Raw genomic sequence first — 18,984 nt, forward strand, 5'->3', positions numbered from 1 at the left:
CCTTTGCGGCAACCCTGCGTGGCAGCGCTCACCCGCGCCCGGGGCAGCCAGAACTGGAGAACGTCCATGCTCGAGAACGAGCCCGAGGGCGGCGAACGGACCGGCGCCGAGCCGGCCGACCCGACCGCCACCAGCACCGACAGCGCCGCCGAGGCGAAGCCGCCGGCCCGCAAGCGGGCCAGCCGCCGCAAGGCGGCTCCGCTCAACCAGCCGGAGCAGACCGACGCGCCGGTCGAGGCGTCCGCCGCGGCCACCGGTAGCGCCGAGTCGCCGCAGGCCGAGGTGTTCGCGCCGGTGGCCGGTGAGCTGGAGGCCGCGCCGAAGACCACCCGCCGGCGCCGCAAGGCGACCCCGGCGAAGGCGACCGAGGAGCCGGTGGCCGCCGCCGAGGTGCAGGCCGCCTCGGACGAGGTGGTGCCGCCGGTCAAGGTCACCCGGACCCGCCGCCGCAAGGCCACCCCGCCCGCCGCCGAGCCGACCCCGCCCGCCGCCGAGCCGACGCCGGTCGCCGAGTCGCCGACCGAGGCGCCCGCCGAGGCCGCCGCGCCGTCGCCGGTCGCCGAGGCCGCCGCCGTGGTCGACGGACCTGTCTCGGTCCCGGGCGGCGCGGACGAGATCGCCGAGGGCCGGGCCCCGCTCGACACCGACGAGGACGCGGTCGGCGAGGACGCCGTGGACGAGCCCACCCGGGGCGAGGTCGGCGGGTTGTCCCGTACCGACGAGGTCGCCGAGACCGAGCGCGCGCCGCGCCGTACCGGGAAGACGGCGCGCGCGCCGCGCCGTACCGCCGAGGCCGACCTGGCCCGGGCCGGCGGTCCGGCGGACGCCACCGGCGTGGTGTCGACCGGCGCCGCGGTGCCGGGTGTGGCGGACGAGCCGGCGGCCGAGGACCGGCCGGCCACCGGCCGCCGGCGTCGCGCCGCGCTCTCCGCGCCCACCGTCCTGTTCATGCCCCCGCAGCCCGAGGAGGTCCCGGCCGTCCGGGTCACCTACCCGGTCGTCGAGGAGGCGGTGGAGGAGGAGCCGGTCGAGACCGGCCGGCGTCGCCGTCGCGGCCGTCGGGAGGCCGAGCCGGTGGAGGCCGAGGTCGAGCCCGAGGCGGTCGAGGAGGAGCCGGCCGACGAGGCCGACGAGTCCACCGACGCCGAGGACGACGACGACACCGCCGAGGGTCGCCGCCGCCGGCGTCGTGGCCGCCGGGGCCGTGGCCGGGGCAAGGGCGGCGCCGACGAGGCCGATGAGGACGAGAACGGTACGACGGAGGCGGCCGACGCCGAGGCCGAGGAGAGCGACGAGGACGCCGAGGGCGAGGGGATGACCCGTCGCCGCCGTCGGCGTCGTCGTCGGGGCGCGGGGGAGGCGGAGACCGCCACCGAGGACGGCGTACCCACCGTCGTCAAGATCCGTGAGCCGCGCAAGGCGGTCGACGAGGTGCAGGGCGTCTCCGGGTCGACCCGGCTGGAGGCCAAGCGGCAGCGCCGCCGGGACGGTCGCGAGCAGCGGCGTACCCGGCCGCCGATCCTGAGCGAGTCGGAGTTCCTGGCCCGCCGCGAGGCGGTCGACCGGACGATGGTGGTGCGCCAGCGCGGCGACCGCACCCAGATCGCGGTGCTCGAGGACGGCGTGCTGGTCGAGCACTACGTGACCCGCAACTCGTCGGGCACCATGGCCGGCAACGTCTACCTGGGCAAGGTGCAGAACGTGCTGCCCAGCATGGAGGCGGCCTTCGTCGACATCGGGCGCGGGCGCAACGCCGTCCTGTACGCCGGCGAGGTCAACTGGGACGCCACCGGCCTGGAGGGCCGGGCCCGGTCGATCGAGCAGGCGCTGCGCTCCGGCGACCCGGTGCTGGTGCAGGTCACCAAGGACCCGATCGGGCACAAGGGCGCGCGGCTGACCAGTCACGTCGCGCTCTCCGGCCGGCACCTGGTCTACGTGCCCAACGGCAACGCCTCCGGGATCAGCCGCAAGCTGCCGGACACCGAGCGCAAGCGGCTGCGCGACGTCCTCAAGAAGCTGGTGCCGGACGGCGCCGGGGTGATCGTCCGGACCGCGGCCGAGGGCGCCAGCGAGGACGAGTTGGCCCGGGACGTCAAGCGACTCCAGGCGCAGTGGGACGACATCCAGGCCAAGGCCGCCTCCGGCGGCGCCCCGGTGCTGCTCTACGAGGAGCCGGACCTGGTCATCCGGGTGGTCCGGGACCTCTTCAACGAGGACTTCCGCGAGCTGGTCATCGAGGGTGAGTCGGCGTACGACGTGGTCGAGTCGTACCTGTCGCACGTCTCGCCGGACCTGGTGGCGCGGCTGCGCCGGCACGCCGGCGTCGCGGACGTGTTCGCCGAGTACCGGATCGACGAGCAGATCCTCAAGGGGCTGGACCGGAAGGTCTTCCTGCCCTCCGGCGGGTCGCTGGTGATCGACCGGACCGAGGCGATGACAGTCGTCGACGTCAACACCGGCAAGTACACCGGCTCCGGCGGCAACCTGGAGGAGACGGTCACCCGCAACAACCTGGAGGCGGCCGAGGAGATCGTGCGTCAGCTGCGGCTGCGCGACCTCGGCGGCATCGTGGTGATCGACTTCATCGACATGGTGCTGGAGTCGAACCGCGAGCTGGTGCTGCGCCGACTCACCGAGTGCCTGGGCCGGGACCGCACCAAGCACCAGGTCACCGAGATCACCTCGCTGGGCCTGGTGCAGATGACCCGCAAGCGGATCGGCGCGGGCCTGCTGGAGGCGTTCAGCGAGACCTGCGAGTGCTGCAAGGGCCGGGGCGTGGTGATCCACACCGAGCCGGTGCCGGAGAAGCCGCGTGCCGTCGGCGCGGGGGAGAAGGTCAAGGCGGTCGCCTCCGCGGTCGCGCCGGTCGAGGAGAAGGGTCGCCGCCGGGGTCGCAAGGCCGCCGCGGAGAAGCCCGCCGTGGAGGCCGCGCCGGAGCCGCCGGCCGCCGCCGAGCCGGAGCGGACCGTCGCCGAGGTGGTCGAGGCCCCCGCCGACGACTACTACGACACCCAGGGCTACGACCTGTCCCGGTTCGCCGCCGACACGCCGGCCGCCCCGGCGGTCGCGGACAGCCAGGAGGGCGACTCGGCCCGGCTGGCGGCCTCCGACGACCCGGACGCGCTCGGTGACGGCGAGGCCGACGACGAGGGCGCCGACGGTGGCACCCCGCGACGGCGGTCCCGGCGTGGCGGCGCCCGGCGGCGTACCCGGCCGTGAGCCGCTGACCTGCGTGGCGTTTGACAGGGCCCCTGCTCCGGCAACAGAGTGCCGGAGCAGGGGCCCTGCCGTTTCCCCGTCGACCCCCGGTCGGGCCGGCCGCGCCCCGGAGGGAGGAGACATGCGCCGGGTGTTAGCGGTCACCGCGCTGACCGGACTGGTGCTGGCCGGGGCGGGCTGTGCCGAGCGGGGCGACGACCCGTTCTCCGTGGGCTTCGCCTCACCGGCCCCGGCCGCCACGTCGCCCACTCCGGCCCCGACCGCCACCGGCGACGCGGGCGTCTGCGCCCGCGCGAAGCAGGCCGGGTCGGCGGCCGTGCAGACGTACGTGCAGAAGCTGGCGGAGATGCTGCGGGCCGGCGGCACCGGGGACCGGAGCACGGAGAAGGCCGCCCAGCGGGACGCGGAGACGGCGCTGGCGGGCTGGCGGGACGTGCTGCGGGAGCAGTCCGGGCGGGCCACCGACCCGCGGCTGCGGACGCTGCTGGCGGACCTGGCCACCGAGGTGGGTGGGCTCGGCACCGACGTGCGGGCGATCGACGAGACGGCGTTCGACCGGCTCCAGCAGCGTCTCGACCAGCTCTGCCCGGCGTGACCGGCGGCCCGGTTTGGGCGGCGGACCGGGTATGGCGTACTCTTGCCTGCGGCGCACTTTGGTGTGCCTAGTTCCCGCGCGCCCGCGCCGCCGGTGTCACGGCTCCCGGCGAGACGCCGTGGGAACGACCCGCCGGCGACGGTGGGGAAAGACGCCAGCAGACTCAACGACAGGGAGTGCGCCTCCGATGTACGCGATCGTCAAGACCGGCGGCAAGCAGTACAAGGTCGCCGAGGGCGACGTGATCGAGGTCGAGAAGCTCACCGGTGCCCCCGGTGACGCGGTGAAGCTCACCGCGGTGCTCCTCGTCGACGGTGACGACCTGGTGACCGACGCGGCGAAGCTCGCCAAGGTCGCGGTGTCCGGCGAGATCGCCGCGCACACCAAGGGCCCGAAGATCCGGATCCACAAGTTCAAGAACAAGACCGGCTACCACAAGCGCCAGGGTCACCGCCAGCCGTTGACCCAGGTCAAGGTGACCGGCATCTCCAACAGCGGGAAGTAGGTCGTCGGAAATGGCTCACAAAAAGGGTGCGTCCAGCTCGCGTAACGGTCGCGACTCCGCGGCCCAGCGGCTCGGCGTGAAGCGCTTCGGTGGTCAGGTCGTCAGCGCGGGTGAGATCCTCATCCGTCAGCGTGGCACCAAGTTCCACCCCGGTGACCTGGTCGGCCGTGGCGGCGACGACACGCTGTTCGCGCTGTCCGCCGGTTCGGTGCAGTTCGGCACCAAGCGCGGTCGCAAGACCGTCAGCATCGTGCCGCAGCAGTAGTTCGAAGGCGAAGCGGGCCGCGGACCTCGGGTCCCGGCCCGCTTCGCCTTTCCACGTGCGGGGCGGACCCCGCTGGAAGGATTGGCGTCGTGACGACGTTCGTTGACCGGGTCGTCCTGCACATGCAGGCCGGCGACGGCGGGCACGGCTGTGTCTCGATCCACCGGGAGAAGTTCAAGCCCTTCGGCGGCCCGGACGGCGGCAACGGCGGCCATGGCGGCAGCGTGTCGCTGGTGGTCGACCCGCAGGTCACCACGCTGCTCGACTTCCACTTCCGGCCGCACCTGAAGGCCGACAACGGCAAGGGTGGGGCCGGCTCGAACCGGGACGGCGCCAACGGCCGCGACCTGGTGATCAAGGTGCCGAACGGCACCGTGGTGCAGACCCTGGACGGCGAGGTGCTGGCCGACCTGGTCGGGGTGGGCACCACGTTCGAGGCGGCCCGCGGCGGTCGGGGCGGCCGGGGCAACGCCTCGCTGGCCAACGCCCGCCGCAAGGCGCCGGGCTTCGCCGAGCTGGGTGAGCCCGGCGACAAGCTCGACGTGGTGCTGGAGCTGAAGAGCGTCGCCGACGTCGGCCTGGTCGGTTTCCCGTCCGCCGGCAAGTCCTCGCTGATCTCGGTGATCTCGGCCGCGAAGCCGAAGATCGCCGACTACCCGTTCACTACGCTGGTGCCCAACCTGGGCGTGGTCCGGGTGGACAACCACACCTTCACCGTCGCGGACGTGCCCGGTCTGATCCCGGGCGCCGCCACCGGCAAGGGGCTGGGTCTGGAGTTCCTCCGCCACGTCGAGCGCTGCGCCGTGCTGGTGCACGTGGTCGACACCGCGACGCTGGAGCCGGGCCGCGACCCGCTGGCCGACATCGACGCCATCGAGTCGGAGCTGGCCCAGTACGGCGGGCTGGCCGACCGGCCTCGACTGGTCGCGCTGAACAAGGTCGACGTGCCGGACGGGAAGGACCTCGCCGACATCGTCCGCCCCGACCTGGAGGCCCGTGGCTTCCGCGTCTTCGACGTCTCCAGCGCCACCCGCGAGGGCCTGCGCGAGCTGACGTACGCGATGGCCCAGTTGGTCGACGAGGGCCGCCGGGCCGCTCCGGAGGTCGAGCCGACCCGGGTCGTGCTCCGCCCGAAGGCGGTCGACGACGCCGGATTCACGATCGAGGCCGAGCCGGACGGCTCCTTCACGGTGCGGGGCAGCCGGCCGGAACGCTGGGTGAAGCAGACGAACTTCGACAACGACGAGGCGGTGGGCTTCCTGGCCGACCGGCTGGCCCGGCTGGGCGTCGAGGAGAAGCTGGCCAAGGCCGGCGCGCAGGCCGGCGACCTGGTGCGGATCGGCGACCGGGAGTTCGACTGGCAGCCCACCCTCTACGCCGGCGTCGACTTCACGCCCGGCAACCGGGGCACCGACGTGCGGCTGGAGGACAAGTCGACGCGCCCCTCGGCCGCGGACCGGCTGGAGGCCCGCAAGGCCCGCCGGCAGCGCCCGGAGGACGAGATCGAGGCGGGTCCGACGGCGGAGGAACCGGACGACGATTAGTTCGGTCGCGTCCGTGTTGCGGACGTTGGCCGGAAACCTCCGTGAAATCCGGCCGACCTACCGTGACGGGATGCTGATCGAATCCCGGCCCGCCACCGACCCGGAGGTCGCCGCGCTCGTCGTGGCCCAGCAGCGTGAGCTGCGGGACGCCGATGGCGGGCTGGACGGGCAGGTCACCGTCACACACACCGACATCCGCTACCTGGCGGCCGTGGTCGGCGGCCGGGCGGTCGGCTGCGGCGGCCTCCAGGCGCTCGACGCCGACACCGGCGAGCTGAAGCGAATGTACGTCCGGCCGGCGTACCGGGGGCGCGGCATCGCCCGGCAGTTGCTGCTCGCCTTGGAGGAACTGGCCTTCCGGGAGGGGCACCGGACGGTGTGCCTGGAGACCGGCACCTACCTGCCGGCCGCGATCGGGCTCTACCGGTCCAGCGGCTACCAGCCGATCCCGGTCTACGGCGAGTACGTCGACAACCCGTACAGCGTCTGCTTCGCCAAGCAGCTCCCGGTGGCGGCGTAAGGAGGGGCCCCTTCTTAACGCCTGGCGTCGAGAAGGGGCCCCTTCTCACACACCGCTCCGGCGCTCGTCTGCGCGTGCCCTCGTGCGCCGTGACGGCTCTGGTCAGGGTCGATCGATCGGGGTGTCGAGCCGGCCGCCGGTGCCCACCTCGTTGTTCAGCAGCAGGCCCGTGGCGAGCATGCCGAAGCCGAGGAACAGGTGCAGCCAGTTGTCGGCGTCGTTGATCGGCACGAAGTTCGCCGCGCTCTCCCGGTCGATGGCGAAGCCGTACAGCCAGAGGACCAGGTAGAGCGCGCCACCGCCGGCCAGGAACACCCGCGCGCCGGCCAGCCGCCGCGCGGCCAGCAGCCCGACCAGCCCGAACAGCAGGTGCACCAGGTTGTGCAGCACCGACACCTGGAACACCCCGAGCAGCTTCGCTCCCGAGTGGTGCCCGGCGAACGCCATCTCGCCGTAGTGGGCGGTGACGCCGGGGACGAAGCCGAGCACGCCGATCAGCACGAAGACGGCCGCCACCGCGAGCGCGACCTTCTGCACCGCCGGCCGGGCCGACGGGTGTCCGCGCACCTCACGTGCCATCGCTGTCACCCCCGTGGAGCCCACCCGGGCGGGCCGGCCTCCCCATTCTGTGATCGGGACGGGTCGCTTCCGCAGAGAAATGACGAATCAGGCATGGACCCGACGACCTGGGGTAGGGCAGTTGTCACGCGGAAAGTATTCGCGTGAACCCCCCGAACACAAACCGCTGGGAACGCACGAGCGGAAGGGACACCATGACTCAGGACTTTTCCTCCACGACCGCCACGTACGAGTCGACCAACGGCGGCGTACGCGATCAGGCCCGCCAGGTCGGCTCCGACGCCGCGAGCGCGGGCGGCGCGGTCGCCCAGACCGCCAAGGAGCAGGGCCAGGAGGTGGTGGGCGAGGCCAAGCGGCAGGTCCGCGACCTCTACGGCGAGACCCGCAACCAGGTCACCACGCAGGCCAGCCAGCAGCAGCAGCGGGCCGCCAGCGGCCTGCGGTCGCTGGCCGACGAGATGCGGTCGATGGCGCAGCAGGGCGGCGGCTCCGGCCCGGTCACCGAGCTGGCCCACCAGGCGGCCGAGCGGGTGCACGGCGTGGCCGGCTGGCTGGAGCAGCGTGAGCCGGGCGACCTGCTCAACGAGGTGAAGGGCTACGCCCGCCGTAACCCGGGCACGTTCCTGGTCGGCGCCGCCCTGCTGGGCGTGGTCGCCGGCCGGCTCACCCGGAACATCGCCGCCGTCGGCAACGACGGCAGCGGCGCCCGGCCGGCCTACGACCCGGAGCGGACCGCGGTCCTCCCGACCACGCCGAGCGTGCCCACCCAGGCGCCGGCCGGTGGCTACCTCGACCCGACGCCGGGCACCTACGCCGAGCCGGACCCGGGCTACTCCGCGCCGGGCGCGACCTACCCGGGCGGCGGCGCCCCGAACACCTGGGCCGACCCGGCCGGCGGCACCGGCCAGCCGCTGCCGCCGCCGAGCCAGACCGACCCGCTGCCGGGCGTGCCGTCGACCGGCGCTCCCCGCCCGTGAGTCGCCGGACCGGCAGAAGGGAGACCACGGCATGACCGTGCCGACGCAGGACCCCGGCTACCAGGCGGCGGGCGCGCCACACCACGCCGACGAGGTGCGGGGCAGCTCGATCGGGCAGTTGATGAGCCAGGTCACCGGCGACCTCTCCACGCTGATGCGGCAGGAGGTCGAACTGGCCAAGGCCGAGATCCGCCAGGAGGGCAAGAAGGCGGGCAAGGCCGCCGGCCTCTACGGCGGCGCCGGCTTCGGCGGCTACATGGTGGCGCTCTTCGTCTCCGTCGCGGTGTGGCAGTTCCTCGACAACGTCATGGACTCCGGGCTGGCCGCGCTCATCGTGGCCGTGGTGTGGGCCGCGATCGCCGCGGTCCTCTACTCGAAGGCGAAGAAGAACGCCGAGCAGATTCGTGGCCTGAAGCAGACCAACGACAGCGTCCAGCGCATCCCGGACGCACTGAAGCCGCACCCGGAGGGAGTCACCCGATGAGCACCGACCCCGACCAGATCCGCCGGGAGATCGAAGCCACCCGCAACAACCTCAGCTCGGACGTGGACGCCCTGGCGTACAAGGTCAGCCCGAGCCGCATCGTCGACGACCGCAAGCAGCGCGTCCGCAGCGCGCTGACGAACGTGAAGGACAAGGTGATGGGAACCGCTTCCGACCTCGGCCACAGCACCGGCCACGCCGCCCACTCGGTCGGCGACCACGCCTCCTCGGTCGCCTCCACCGTGGGCGACCGGGCACACTCCGCCGCCTCCACGGTGGGTGACGCCGCGCACCGGGCGCCGCAGGTCGTGCGGCAGAAGTCCCAGGGCAACCCGATCGCCGCCGGCGTGATCGCCTTCGGCGTCGGCATGCTGGTCTCCTCGCTGATCCCGGCCACCCGTCGCGAGCAGGAGCTCGCCGCGCAGGTCAAGGAGAAGGCGACCGAGCACAGCGGCGTGGTGAAGGAGAAGCTCGGCGAGGTCGCGGGCGAGCTGAGGGACGAGCTGCGCGAGCCGGCCCAGCGCGCCGCCGAGGCGGTGCGTTCCACCGCCCAGGACGCCGTGCACGCGGTCAAGGACGACGGCCGCAGCGCCGCGCAGGACGTCCGGGAGAGCGCCCACCAGGCACGCTCCTGAGCGCCGTCTGTTAAGCGGGGGCCCCTGCTATCGCCCAGGCGTTAACAAGGGCCCCCGCCTTCGCATGTCTCGACCCAGAGTGACAGCTCGTCGGGGTGGCGGCGGGCCAGCCGACGGCGCAACGTGCGGGTGCTGTGGGCCGCCACCCGCAGGCGGCTGTCCGCGTACGGCACGCCGCCGCGCAGCCGCCGGCCGACCGCCAGCCAGGCGCACACGCCACGCTCCAGCACCCACACCGGCGCCGCGAGCGTGGCGTGCGCCGGGAAGACCCGCGCCCCGCCCGCCCGCCGCCGGCCCAGCTCCGCCACCGCCACCGTGACCAGCCCGGCGCGCAGCAGCAGCCCCGGGCGGCGGGCGGCGAGCGCGACCGCCGTCGCCGGCAGCACCGCCAGCGCGGCCACCAGCCACACCGGGCGGGCCGTCTCGTGGTACGCCTGGCGTACCCGCTGCCCGAGGAAGTGCCCGGTGGTGGGCGGGAGCCGCCGCACGTACAGCCAGGCCGGGGTGGCCGTGCTGCCGCCGTACGCGCGCACGGTCCGGTGCAGCTCCAGGTTCGCGAAGAGCACGTCCGGGTCGTAGCCGCCCATCGCCAGGAAGGTGGCCCGGCGCACCGCCAGCGTGCCCGGCCAGTCCCCGCCGAACACCCGGGCGAGCAGCGTCCGGCCGGTGTCCCACCAGGCGTGCCAGGGCAGCGTGGCGAAGTGGTTCTGCGGCCGGACCAGGTCCACCCGGTCGAGCAGGCCGTGCACCGCGCGCAGCGCCGGCAGGTCGTACCGGATGTCGTCGTCGGCGATCACCACGTGTTCGTGCCGGGCCAGCGCGACGCCGGTGAGCACCCCGAGCACCGTGCCGTTGCGCCCGCGCAGCGCGGGATCCGGCGGTACGTGCCGGACCAGCCCCCGCCAGGCGTCGGCGTGCCGGGCGAACAGGTCCGGCGGCGAGCCGTCCACCACCACCACGTCCACCCAGCGGCGCAGCTCGCGCAGGTAGCCGGTCAGCTCGTCGAGGCCGTGGTCGTCGGCGGCGTGCAGCGGCAGGACGTACGCCATCGGAAGCCGGTCCGGCGCGGACGCCGCGGCGGTCCGGCCGGGGTGCGGCAGCGGGGGAGCGGTCGTTCGGGTCACGTCGCCTCCGGTCGGCTCGGGTCCCGCGACTTGCCCGGAATGCGGCTCCTGAAACCGTTTCGGCCGCCGTGGGTCGGGTAGCGGGAAGAGGGAGGACGGCGGCCAGCTCAGCCGGCCGGCCGCACCCCGTCGACGACCAGCCCGCTGGGCGGCAGCGCCGGCATCGTGCCGAGGTCGAGCGCCAGGTCCTGCGGCGGGACGCGGTAGCTCATCGCGCCGGTCAGGTTGGCCACCGCCCGCTTCATCAACTCGATCGTGATCCACTCGCCGGCGCAGCGGTGACCGGTGTCGTGGTCGCCGCCGCCCTGCGGGACCAGCCCGAACGGGTCGTCCCGCCAACCGGCGAAGCGCTCCGGGCGGAACCGCTCCGGCTCCGGCCACAGGCCGGGGTGGTGGTTGGTGCCGTACAGGTCGAGCAGCACCCGGCGGCCCTGCGGGAACGCGTACCCCCGCCACTCGAACGAGCGACGCACCCGGGCGGCGGCGACCGGGAAGAACGGGTAGTAGCGGCGGACCTCCTGCACGAACTGCTCGGTCGCGTCGTCGTCGTCGCGTACCCGGTCGCGCCAGTGCGGGTGGTCGTGCAGCGCCAGCGCGGCGAAGACCACGTACCGGTCCACCGCGACGGTGGGGCGGAGCACGTTGAGCAGCTCCACCGCGGCGATCCGGCGGGGCAACGGCTGGCCGCGCTCGTCCCGGTGTTCGGCGACGACCCGCAGCGCGCTGCCGTCGGGCGCCGGGAGCGCACCCGAGCGGGCGCGCTCGACCAGCGCGCCGGCCCAGCGTTCGGCCCGGCGGCGGCCGAGCAGCCCGCGCCAGTGCTTCGGGCCCAGCACCGACGGTCCCTCGATCATGGCGTGCATCTCGGCGGTCCGGCGGCGCGCGTCGGCCTCGGCCAGCGGCACCCCGGCCCAGGCCCAGACCGCGCGCGTCAGCAGCCGGGCCACCTCGTCGTAGAGCACCACCGGCCCGCGCTCCGCCCAGACCGGGATCCGGGCCCGCCACTCGTCGTCGAAGAGCTGCCCGAGTCGCCGGACCGCGGCCGGCGTCATCATCGACATGAACATCGCCTTGCGGGCGCGGTGCGCCGCCCCGTCGAGGCCCTGGACACCGCCCACCCCGGTCAGCGTGCGCTGCCCGCGCATCGGCATGGCGCCGCGCCGGACGAACCGCTCCTCGTCGTAGAACAGCTCGGCGGCCTCCCGGCCGCGCAGGCAGATCGTCGGTTCCAGCAGCAGCCGGGTCTGCACCACGTCGGAGCCGTACCGGTCGCAGCGGGCGCCGACGAAGCGGTAGCCCTCGCGGAGGTAGGCCAGCGTGCTGTCCGGGCTCCGGTCGCTCGGCATGGTGCTCATCTCGGCTGCTCCTGACCCGGCTCGGCGGGTGTGCTGCCTACCCGGGGTGACGCGGCCGAACCCTCCGGTGCCCCAGCTCCACCCGGGCGGGGGAGGGGCCAGCCGGGACCTGGCGCTGGCCCCTCCCCGGGCGCGGAAAAGCTGGTTTCCTCGATGTGCGGATCGGCGGCGACCGGTCCGGCCCCGCCGGCACGGCCTCCGGCGGCGGTCATCGGCGACGGAGGAGGGCACGGATGCGCGACGACCGGGCGACACCACGGCGGCACCGCGACGCGGTGGCCGGGCTGCGGGGCGGCGGCCGGGAGGAGCGGCTGATCGCCGCGCCCCGCCGGGCCGCCGCCCGCCCACCTCGGTTCTTCACCGTGCACCTCGGCTTCGCGGCCACCGGCGCCGCCGTCGCACGCGACCTGGCCGTGTCGTACGCGGAAGCGCTCGACCTGCTCCGCCCGGAGCTGGCGCTCGGCGCGGCGGCGCTGTCCCCGGCCGACGCCTGGCACCGGGCCGAGCGGCTGTTCTGCGGGGCGGTGGGCCCCGACGACGAGCGGTGCGTCGACGTGGCCGGCCATCCCGGCTTCCACCACGCGCCCGGGCCGGGCGGGCTCGGCTGGGGCGACGGTGACTGACCCGGCCGGCTCAGTCCAGGTCGAACTCGCCGTCCTGGGCGCCCGCCACGAAGGCGTCCCACTCGGCCTGGGTGAAGACCAGGACGGGGCCGTCCGGCTCGGCCGAGTTGCGCATCCCGATCAGGTCGTCGACGAAGGCCACCTCCACCGCGCCCTCGGACGTGTCGCCCTCCGCTCGCTGCCAGACCGCCCGAGAACTGTCGAAATCGCCCTTGGGATGCTGACCCATCGTTGTTCCTCCATCGCCACGCGTCACGGAACGGCCCGTGCGGACCTCATCGGGCAGGATAAGCGGATGCCGAGCCTGACCCGTGCAGAGGCGACCGCGCGCGGCGCGTCGATCACCGTCGAGTCCTACCAGGTGGACCTCGACCTGACCGGCGACGCCGAGCGGTTCCGCTCCACCACCACCATCCGGTTCCGGGCCACCCCCGACGCCGAGACGTTCGTCGACGTCAAACCCCGCCGACTCCTGCGGGCCCGCCTGAACGACCGCGACCTCGATCCGGCCCTGCTGACCGACGAGCGGCTGCCGCTCACCGGGCTGGCCGGGACCAACACGCTCACCGTCGAGGCCGAGATGGCCTACTCCAACACCGGCGAGGGGCTGCACCGCTTCGTCGACCCGGCCGACGGCGAGACCTACCTCTACGCGATGTCCTTCCTGGACGACGGGCCGCGCATCTTCGCCGCGTTCGACCAGCCCGACCTGAAGGCCCCGGTGACGCTGGCGGTCACCGCGCCACCGGAGTGGACGGTGGCCGCCAACGGGCAGCTCGCCGACCGGCCGGCGCCGGGGCGGTGGGAGTTCGCCCCGACCGCGCCGCTGGCCACGTACTTCGTCTCGCTGGTCGCCGGGCCCTGGCACGTGCGTCGCGCCGAGCACGACGGCATCCCGCTCGGTCTCTACTGCCGGCGTTCGCTCGCCGCGCACCTCGACGCCGACGCGGACGAGATCCTCACCGTCACCCGGCAGTGCCTGGACCGCTTCCACCAGCTCTTCGCCGAGCGCTACCCGTTCGGCAAGTACGACCAGGCGTTCGTGCCCGAGTTCAACGCCGGCGCGATGGAGAACCCGGGCCTGGTGACGCTGCGCGACGACTTCGTCTTCCGTTCCGCGGTCACCGACAGCCAGCGCGAGCAGCGCGCCACCACCATCGCCCACGAGATGGCGCACATGTGGTTCGGTGACCTGGTCACCATGCGCTGGTGGGACGACCTGTGGCTGAACGAGTCGTTCGCGGAGTACCTCGGCACCCGCGTCACCGCCGAAGCCACCCGCTTCGACCAGGCCTGGACCACCTTCGCGCTGCGCCGCAAGGCGTGGGGATACGCCGCCGACCAGCGGCCCTCCACCCACCCGGTGGCGCCCGAGGAGGTCGTCGACGCCGCGGCGGGGCTGCTCAACTTCGACGGCATCTCGTACGCCAAGGGCGCCGGCGTGCTGCGCCAGCTCGTCGCCTGGCTCGGCGACGACGCGTTCCTCGCCGGCCTGAACGCGCACTTCGCCGCGCACCGGTTCGGCAACGCCACCCTCGCCGACCTGCTGGCCAGCCTCGGCGCGGCCAGCGGCCGCGACCTGACCGACTGGGCCGAGCGGTGGCTGCGTCGCGCGCAGGTCAACACGCTGCGGGTGGAGACCGCGGTGGACGCCGACGGCCGGTGGACCGAGGTTGCCGTGGCGCAGACCGCGCCGGCGAGCCACCCGGTGCTGCGACCGCACCGCATCGGCGTGGCCCACCACACCGCCGAGGGCCCGGTGCGCCGGTTCGAGGTCGCCCTCGACCCGGCCGCCGACGGCGGCCGGACGCCGCTGCCCGAGCCGGTCGGCCAGCCCGCCACCGGCCTGCTGCTGCCCAACGCCGGCGACCTCACGTTCGCCAAGATCCGGCTCGACCCGGCCTCCGCCGACGCGGTGGCGACGCTGCTCCCCGGGCTCGACGACCCGCTGGCCCGGGCCCTGCTCTGGGGCGAGGCGCTGGACGCCGCCACCGACGGCGAGCGGCCGGTCGCCGAGCTGGTCGCCCTGGTCGCCGCCGCGCTGCCGGCCGAGACCGAGGTGATCATCGCCGAGGACGTGCTCGCGCTCACCCGCAACCTCGTCGACCGCTACCTGGAGCCGCTGGCCCGGGACGCGGCGCTGCTGCGGATCGCCGGGGCGTGCCGGACGCTGCTGGCCGGCGCCCCAGCCGGTGGGTCGCTCCAGCTCGCCGCCGCGCGGGGCCTGATCGGCGCCACCACGGATGCCGACCTGCTCGCCGGCTGGCTGGCCGGCGCGGACGTGCCGGAGGGGTTGGCGGTCGACGCCGACCTGCGCTGGGAGCTGCTGCTCCGGCTGGTGGTGCTGGGCGGCGCCGGTGCGGCGGAGATCGACGCCGAGGCGGCCGCCGACCGCAGTGCCACCGGGGCCGAGCGGGCGGCGGGTTGCCGGGCCGCCCTGCCGGACGCCGACGCCAAGCGGGCGGCCTGGGAGATCGTCATCAGCAACACCGAGTTGTCGAACCGGTTGGTGGAGGCGACCGCCGAGGGGTTCTGGCAGCCGGAGCAGGCGGAGCTGACCGCCGGTTACGTCACCCGATACTTCACCGACATGCCCGCGGCCGCGCGACTGCGTACCGCCTGGGTGGCGGACCGGGTGGCCGCCCTGGCGTTCCCGCGCTACGCCGTGTCGCAGCCCACCCGGGAGCTGGCCGCGGCGCTGCTGGCCCGCGACGACCTGACGCCGGGGCTGCGGCGGCGGGTCGTCGACCTGGACGACGACCTGCGCCGCGCGCTGGTGGCCCGGACGGCGGTGGCCGCCGCGAGCGCCTGAGTCGGCGGTTCGCGCCGGGCGGGCCGATCGCCCGTCCGGCGTGACCCGGCGACCCGGGCCGGCCGGCTCGGCGGCGCGGCCTAGGATCGCGGGGTGGAGGAAGACATCCGGCGGATCGGCATCATGGGCGGCACGTTCGACCCGATCCACCACGGTCACCTGGTGGCGGCGAGCGAGGTGGCCGACCGGTTCGGGCTGGACGAGGTGGTCTTCGTGCCGACCGGGCAACCGTGGCAGAAGGCGGACGAACCGGTCAGCCCGGCCGAGGATCGCTATCTGATGACCGTGATCGCGACGGCTTCCAACCCCCGCTTCCAGGTGAGCCGCGTCGACATCGACCGCGGCGGCCCCACCTACACCGTCGACACGCTGCGCGACCTGCACGCCGAGTACGGCCCGAAGGCGCAGCTCTTCTTCATCACCGGCGCGGACGCGTTGGAGCGCATCCTCTCCTGGAAGGACCTGGACGAGGTCCTGGAGTTGGCCCACTTCATCGGGGTGACCCGGCCCGGCTTCGAACTGTCCGACAAGCACCTTCCGGCCGACTCGGTCAGTCTGGTGCAGGTGCCCGCCATGGCCATCTCCTCCACCGACTGCCGCGCCCGGGTCGGTCGGGGCGAGCCGGTCTGGTACCTGGTGCCGGACGGTGTGGTGCAGTACATCGCCAAACGGCGTCTCTACCAGGCGTGATCTCGCCCGTTACGTCCCCGTTCGTGCCACTAACCGGCCAGAACTGACAGGTCGTCGCACCGGCCGGTGTGAGAGGCTTGGAGGGTCGCACGGTTGATCGAAGGAGAACGGTGACCACCATTCCGGAACGCGCCTACGAGCTGGCGATGGCCGCTGCCCAGGCCGCGGCCGACAAGAAGGCACAGGACATCGTCATCATCGACGTGGGCGACCAGCTCGCGATCACCGACGCGTTCCTGGTGGCCTCCGCTCCGAACGAGCGTCAGGTCCTCGCCATCGTCGACGCCATCGAGGAGCGCCTGCTGGAGCTGCCGGAGAAGGCCAAGCCGGTCCGCCGCGAGGGTGAGCGGGGCGGCCGCTGGGTGCTGCTCGACTACGTCGACATCGTGGTGCACGTGCAGCACACCGAGGAACGCGAGTTCTACGCGCTCGACCGGCTCTGGAAGGACTGCCCGCAGATCCCGTTCGTGGACCGCGACCTGGCCGACTCGGCCGCCGGCACCGCCACCGCCGAATGACCCGCCTGATCGTCTGGCGGCACGGCAACACCGACTGGAACGCGCAGAGCCGGGTCCAGGGCCAGACCGACGTGCCGCTCAACGACCTCGGCCGGGAGCAGGCCCGCGCCGCCGCGCCGGTGCTGGCCGCGCTCCGCCCGGACGCCATCGTCGCCAGCGACCTGCGCCGCGCCGCCGACACCGCCGCCGCGCTGGCGGCGCTGACCGGGCTGCCGGTCCGTTCCGACCCGCGGCTGCGCGAGCGGCACTTCGGCGAGTGGCAGGGCCTGGCCCTGACCGAGGCCGCCGAGCGGTTCCCCGACGAGTACGCGCGCTGGCGGGCCGGCGACCCCGACCCCGGCGCCGGCATCGAGAGCCTGCACGATCTGGGCAGGCGGCTCGGCGCCGCGTTCCGCGACGCGGCCGATCTCGCCGAGGGCGGCACCGTGGTGGTCGCCACCCACGGCGGCGGTGCCCGGCAGGGCGTCGGGCACCTGCTCGGCTGGGATCATGCGGTGCTGCGCAGCGTCGGCTCGCTGGCCAACTGCCACTGGACCGAACTGCGTCACGACGACGTCCGCGGCTGGCACCTGCGCGCGCACAATGTCGGGCTGATCACCCAGCCGGCGCTCACCGACGCGGTCTGAGCCGGCCGGCCCCGGCGCGTCCCCGCGACATCGGCTAGCGTGCCGGTCATGCCCGTAGCGGTCGTCACCGACTCCACCGCCTACCTGCCCCCCGAACTGGTCCGCGCGCACCGGCTCACCGTCGTCCCGCTGACCGTCGTGCTCAACGGCGCCGAAGGGCTGGAGGGCATCGAGACCTCCCCGGCGGACGCCACCCGCGCGCTGGGCGCCCGGCGCGTCTCGGTGAGCACCTCCCGGCCCGCGCCGGAACAGTTCGCGCAGGTCTACCGCGCGCTGCTCGCCGACGGCGCGGACGGCGTGGTCTCGGTGCACCTCTCCGCCGAGCTCTCCGGCACCGTCGAGGCGGCCCGCCTGGCCGCCGGCGAGGTCGGCGCCGACCGAGTCGCCGTGGTCGACAGCCGCTCCGCCGGCATGGGCCTCGGCTTCCCGGCGCTCGCCGCCGCCTCGGCCGCCGCCGGGGGCGCCGACCTGACCGGGGTACGCGCGGCGGCGCTGGACGCGATCGACCGGACCACCATCTTCTTCTACGTCGACACGCTGGAGTTCCTCCGTCGGGGCGGCCGGATCAACGCGGCCGAGGCGCTGCTCGGCACCGCCCTCTCGGTCAAGCCGATCATGCACATGCCGGACGGCGCGATCGTGGTCCGGGACAAGGTCCGCACCGCGAGCCGGGGCGTGGCGCGCCTGATCGACCTGGCCGTCGAGACGGCCGGTGACGCCGACGTCGACCTCGCGGTGCACCACCTCGCCGCCCCGCAACGCGCCGAGGCGTTGCTGGCGGCGCTGACCGAGCGGCTGGGCGACCGGCTGCACGACACGTACGTCACCGAGGCCGGCGCGGTGGTCGCCGCGCACGCCGGCCCCGGACTGGCCTGCGTGGTCGTCCACCGCCGCCGATGAGCGCGCGGTCGTACGTCGTCACCGGGGGTGGCCGGGGGGTCGGGCGGGCGATCGTCGAGCGGCTGGCCGCCGACGGTTCTGCGGTGGTGGTCGTCGAACGGGACGCCGACGCGACGGGCTGGCTGGCCGGGCACCCGGCCGCCGACCGGCTGCACGCGGTCACCGGGGACGCCGCCGACGAGACGGTCACCGGCCGGGCCGCCGACCGCGCGGAGGCGTCCGCCCCGCTGGCCGGCTGGGTGAACAACGCCGCCGTCTTCCGCGACGCCGACCTGCACCGGGTGCCCGCGACCGAGGTGTTCGAGCTGATCGCGGCCAACCTGCGTCCCGCCGTGGTCGGCGCCGGCACCGCCGTACGCCGGTTCCTGGCCGCCGGGAGCGGCGGGGCGATCGTCAACGTCTCCTCCCACCAGGCCCGTCGGGCGGTGCCGGGCGCCCTGCCGTACGCCACCGCGAAGGCGGCCGTGGAGGGGCTCACCCGGGCGCTGGCGGTCGACTACGGCCCGCACGGCATCCGCACCAACGCGGTCGCGCTCGGCTCGATCCACACCGAGCGGCACACCGCCTACCTGGCCGGGCTGGACCGGGCCGGGGTGGAGCACGTCGAAGCGGAGCTGGCCCGGCTGCACCCGGTGGGCCGGATGGGGCGTACCGGGGAGGTGGCCGACGTGGTCGCGTTCCTGCTGTCGGCGGCGGCCTCGTTCGTCAACGGGGTGACGCTGCCGGTCGACGGGGGCCGGGCCGCGCTCGGACTGGACCCGGAGGCGCGCTGACCGGTGCGCTCCCGCTGGATCGTGCTGGCCGATGGCCAGGACGTGAGTGACGGTGCACGCAGGAGACACCCATGACGTTCCACCCACGCCGCACCTGGCCCATGAGTGGAACGCCACGGGTGTATCCGGCTCGTTTTGGCACCTATGACGTTCCACCCACCGCTGGACCACCCACCCGCGCCGGAGAGGCCAAGCGCGGCCCCGGTATCCCTGATGGATGTCGGGGCTGCTTCGTGTCGG

General features: G+C 74.4%; 20 protein-coding genes. 16 read left to right on the forward strand and 4 right to left on the reverse strand.

The features are described 5' to 3' along the window. Positions 1-66: 66 nt before the first annotated feature. From ACH495_RS21955 to ACH495_RS21980, 6 genes are all read left to right on the forward strand, one after another. Positions 67-3,219 carry an Rne/Rng family ribonuclease gene (locus ACH495_RS21955; protein ID WP_396859583.1) on the forward strand — a complete coding sequence of 1,051 codons (3,153 nt, stop codon included), beginning with the start codon at positions 67-69 and terminating at the stop codon, positions 3,217-3,219. A 121-nt stretch (positions 3,220-3,340) separates the two neighbouring features. Further along, positions 3,341-3,814 carry a hypothetical protein gene (locus ACH495_RS21960; protein ID WP_396859584.1) on the forward strand — a complete coding sequence of 158 codons (474 nt, stop codon included), beginning with the start codon at positions 3,341-3,343 and terminating at the stop codon, positions 3,812-3,814. Positions 3,815-4,001: 187 nt separating this feature from the next. After that, on the forward strand, positions 4,002-4,319 hold the full coding sequence (rplU, locus tag ACH495_RS21965) for a 50S ribosomal protein L21 (protein ID WP_343445574.1): 318 nt from the start codon (positions 4,002-4,004) through the stop codon (positions 4,317-4,319). A 10-nt stretch (positions 4,320-4,329) separates the two neighbouring features. Further along, entirely contained in the window at positions 4,330-4,584 is a 255-nt protein-coding gene (rpmA, locus tag ACH495_RS21970) for a 50S ribosomal protein L27 (protein ID WP_091072397.1), read from the forward strand. Positions 4,585-4,673: 89 nt separating this feature from the next. Next, positions 4,674-6,128: a GTPase ObgE gene (obgE, locus tag ACH495_RS21975; RefSeq protein WP_396859585.1), complete on the forward strand. Its 1,455-nt coding sequence runs from the start codon at positions 4,674-4,676 to the stop codon at positions 6,126-6,128. Between the two features lie 70 nt (positions 6,129-6,198). Continuing rightward, a complete protein-coding gene (locus ACH495_RS21980; RefSeq protein WP_396859586.1) occupies positions 6,199-6,648 on the forward strand; it encodes a GNAT family N-acetyltransferase in 450 nt (149 codons plus the stop codon). 102 nt (positions 6,649-6,750) lie between these two features. Here ACH495_RS21980 and ACH495_RS21985 read toward each other — a convergent pair whose 3' ends face one another. After that, positions 6,751-7,227 (reverse strand): DUF4383 domain-containing protein, encoded by a 477-nt coding sequence (locus tag ACH495_RS21985; protein ID WP_396859587.1) that lies wholly within the window; start codon positions 7,225-7,227, stop codon positions 6,751-6,753. A gap of 194 nt (positions 7,228-7,421) precedes the next feature. Between ACH495_RS21985 and ACH495_RS21990 the strand changes: the two genes are divergently transcribed. From ACH495_RS21990 to ACH495_RS22000, 3 genes are read left to right on the forward strand one after another with little or no spacing between them, the layout of a single operon-like run. Continuing rightward, positions 7,422-8,204: a hypothetical protein gene (locus ACH495_RS21990; RefSeq protein ID WP_396859588.1), complete on the forward strand. Its 783-nt coding sequence runs from the start codon at positions 7,422-7,424 to the stop codon at positions 8,202-8,204. A 31-nt stretch (positions 8,205-8,235) separates the two neighbouring features. Further along, the gene (locus ACH495_RS21995; RefSeq protein ID WP_107155680.1) at positions 8,236-8,688 is read left to right on the forward strand and encodes a phage holin family protein; all 453 of its coding nucleotides are present in this window, start codon (positions 8,236-8,238) and stop codon (positions 8,686-8,688) included. Then, a complete protein-coding gene (locus tag ACH495_RS22000; protein ID WP_396859589.1) occupies positions 8,685-9,323 on the forward strand; it encodes a DUF3618 domain-containing protein in 639 nt (212 codons plus the stop codon). Before ACH495_RS21995 ends, ACH495_RS22000 begins: the two co-directional genes overlap by 4 nt. A 41-nt stretch (positions 9,324-9,364) precedes the next feature. Here the strand turns inward: ACH495_RS22000 and ACH495_RS22005 are convergent, their stop codons facing one another. Both ACH495_RS22005 and ACH495_RS22010 read right to left on the reverse strand, forming a co-directional pair. Then, positions 9,365-10,447 carry a glycosyltransferase family 2 protein gene (locus ACH495_RS22005; RefSeq protein ID WP_396859590.1) on the reverse strand — a complete coding sequence of 361 codons (1,083 nt, stop codon included), beginning with the start codon at positions 10,445-10,447 and terminating at the stop codon, positions 9,365-9,367. 107 nt (positions 10,448-10,554) lie between these two features. Continuing rightward, positions 10,555-11,802 (reverse strand): cytochrome P450, encoded by a 1,248-nt coding sequence (locus ACH495_RS22010; RefSeq protein WP_396859591.1) that lies wholly within the window; start codon positions 11,800-11,802, stop codon positions 10,555-10,557. Between the two features lie 233 nt (positions 11,803-12,035). Between ACH495_RS22010 and ACH495_RS22015 the strand changes: the two genes are divergently transcribed. After that, complete coding sequence (locus ACH495_RS22015) at positions 12,036-12,425, forward strand: hypothetical protein (RefSeq protein ID WP_396859592.1); 390 nt, start codon at positions 12,036-12,038, stop codon at positions 12,423-12,425. A 10-nt stretch (positions 12,426-12,435) separates the two neighbouring features. Here ACH495_RS22015 and ACH495_RS22020 read toward each other — a convergent pair whose 3' ends face one another. Continuing rightward, on the reverse strand, positions 12,436-12,654 hold the full coding sequence (locus ACH495_RS22020) for a DUF397 domain-containing protein (RefSeq protein WP_030503096.1): 219 nt from the start codon (positions 12,652-12,654) through the stop codon (positions 12,436-12,438). Positions 12,655-12,720: 66 nt separating this feature from the next. Here ACH495_RS22020 and pepN point away from each other — a divergent pair, with 66 nt between their 5' ends. The 6 genes from pepN (at position 12,721) to ACH495_RS22050 (ending at position 18,744) form a co-directional block, all read left to right on the forward strand. Then, positions 12,721-15,237 carry an aminopeptidase N gene (pepN, locus tag ACH495_RS22025; RefSeq protein WP_396859593.1) on the forward strand — a complete coding sequence of 839 codons (2,517 nt, stop codon included), beginning with the start codon at positions 12,721-12,723 and terminating at the stop codon, positions 15,235-15,237. Between the two features lie 93 nt (positions 15,238-15,330). After that, positions 15,331-15,927 carry a nicotinate-nucleotide adenylyltransferase gene (gene nadD, locus ACH495_RS22030; protein ID WP_396859594.1) on the forward strand — a complete coding sequence of 199 codons (597 nt, stop codon included), beginning with the start codon at positions 15,331-15,333 and terminating at the stop codon, positions 15,925-15,927. A gap of 146 nt (positions 15,928-16,073) precedes the next feature. Then, positions 16,074-16,445 carry a ribosome silencing factor gene (gene rsfS, locus ACH495_RS22035; protein WP_107155880.1) on the forward strand — a complete coding sequence of 124 codons (372 nt, stop codon included), beginning with the start codon at positions 16,074-16,076 and terminating at the stop codon, positions 16,443-16,445. Further along, positions 16,442-17,071, forward strand: coding sequence for a histidine phosphatase family protein (locus ACH495_RS22040; RefSeq protein ID WP_396859595.1), 630 nt, complete (start codon positions 16,442-16,444; stop codon positions 17,069-17,071). The genes rsfS and ACH495_RS22040 overlap by 4 nt, the downstream gene beginning before the upstream one ends. A 48-nt stretch (positions 17,072-17,119) precedes the next feature. Then, on the forward strand, positions 17,120-17,971 hold the full coding sequence (locus ACH495_RS22045; protein WP_396859596.1) for a DegV family protein: 852 nt from the start codon (positions 17,120-17,122) through the stop codon (positions 17,969-17,971). Then, complete coding sequence (locus ACH495_RS22050; RefSeq protein ID WP_396859597.1) at positions 17,968-18,744, forward strand: SDR family NAD(P)-dependent oxidoreductase; 777 nt, start codon at positions 17,968-17,970, stop codon at positions 18,742-18,744. Before ACH495_RS22045 ends, ACH495_RS22050 begins: the two co-directional genes overlap by 4 nt. Positions 18,745-18,984 lie beyond the last annotated feature (240 nt).

It is taken from the genome of Micromonospora sp. NPDC018662 (assembly GCF_044391475.1).
In the GTDB taxonomy this organism is placed as follows: Bacteria; Actinomycetota; Actinomycetes; order Mycobacteriales; family Micromonosporaceae; genus Micromonospora.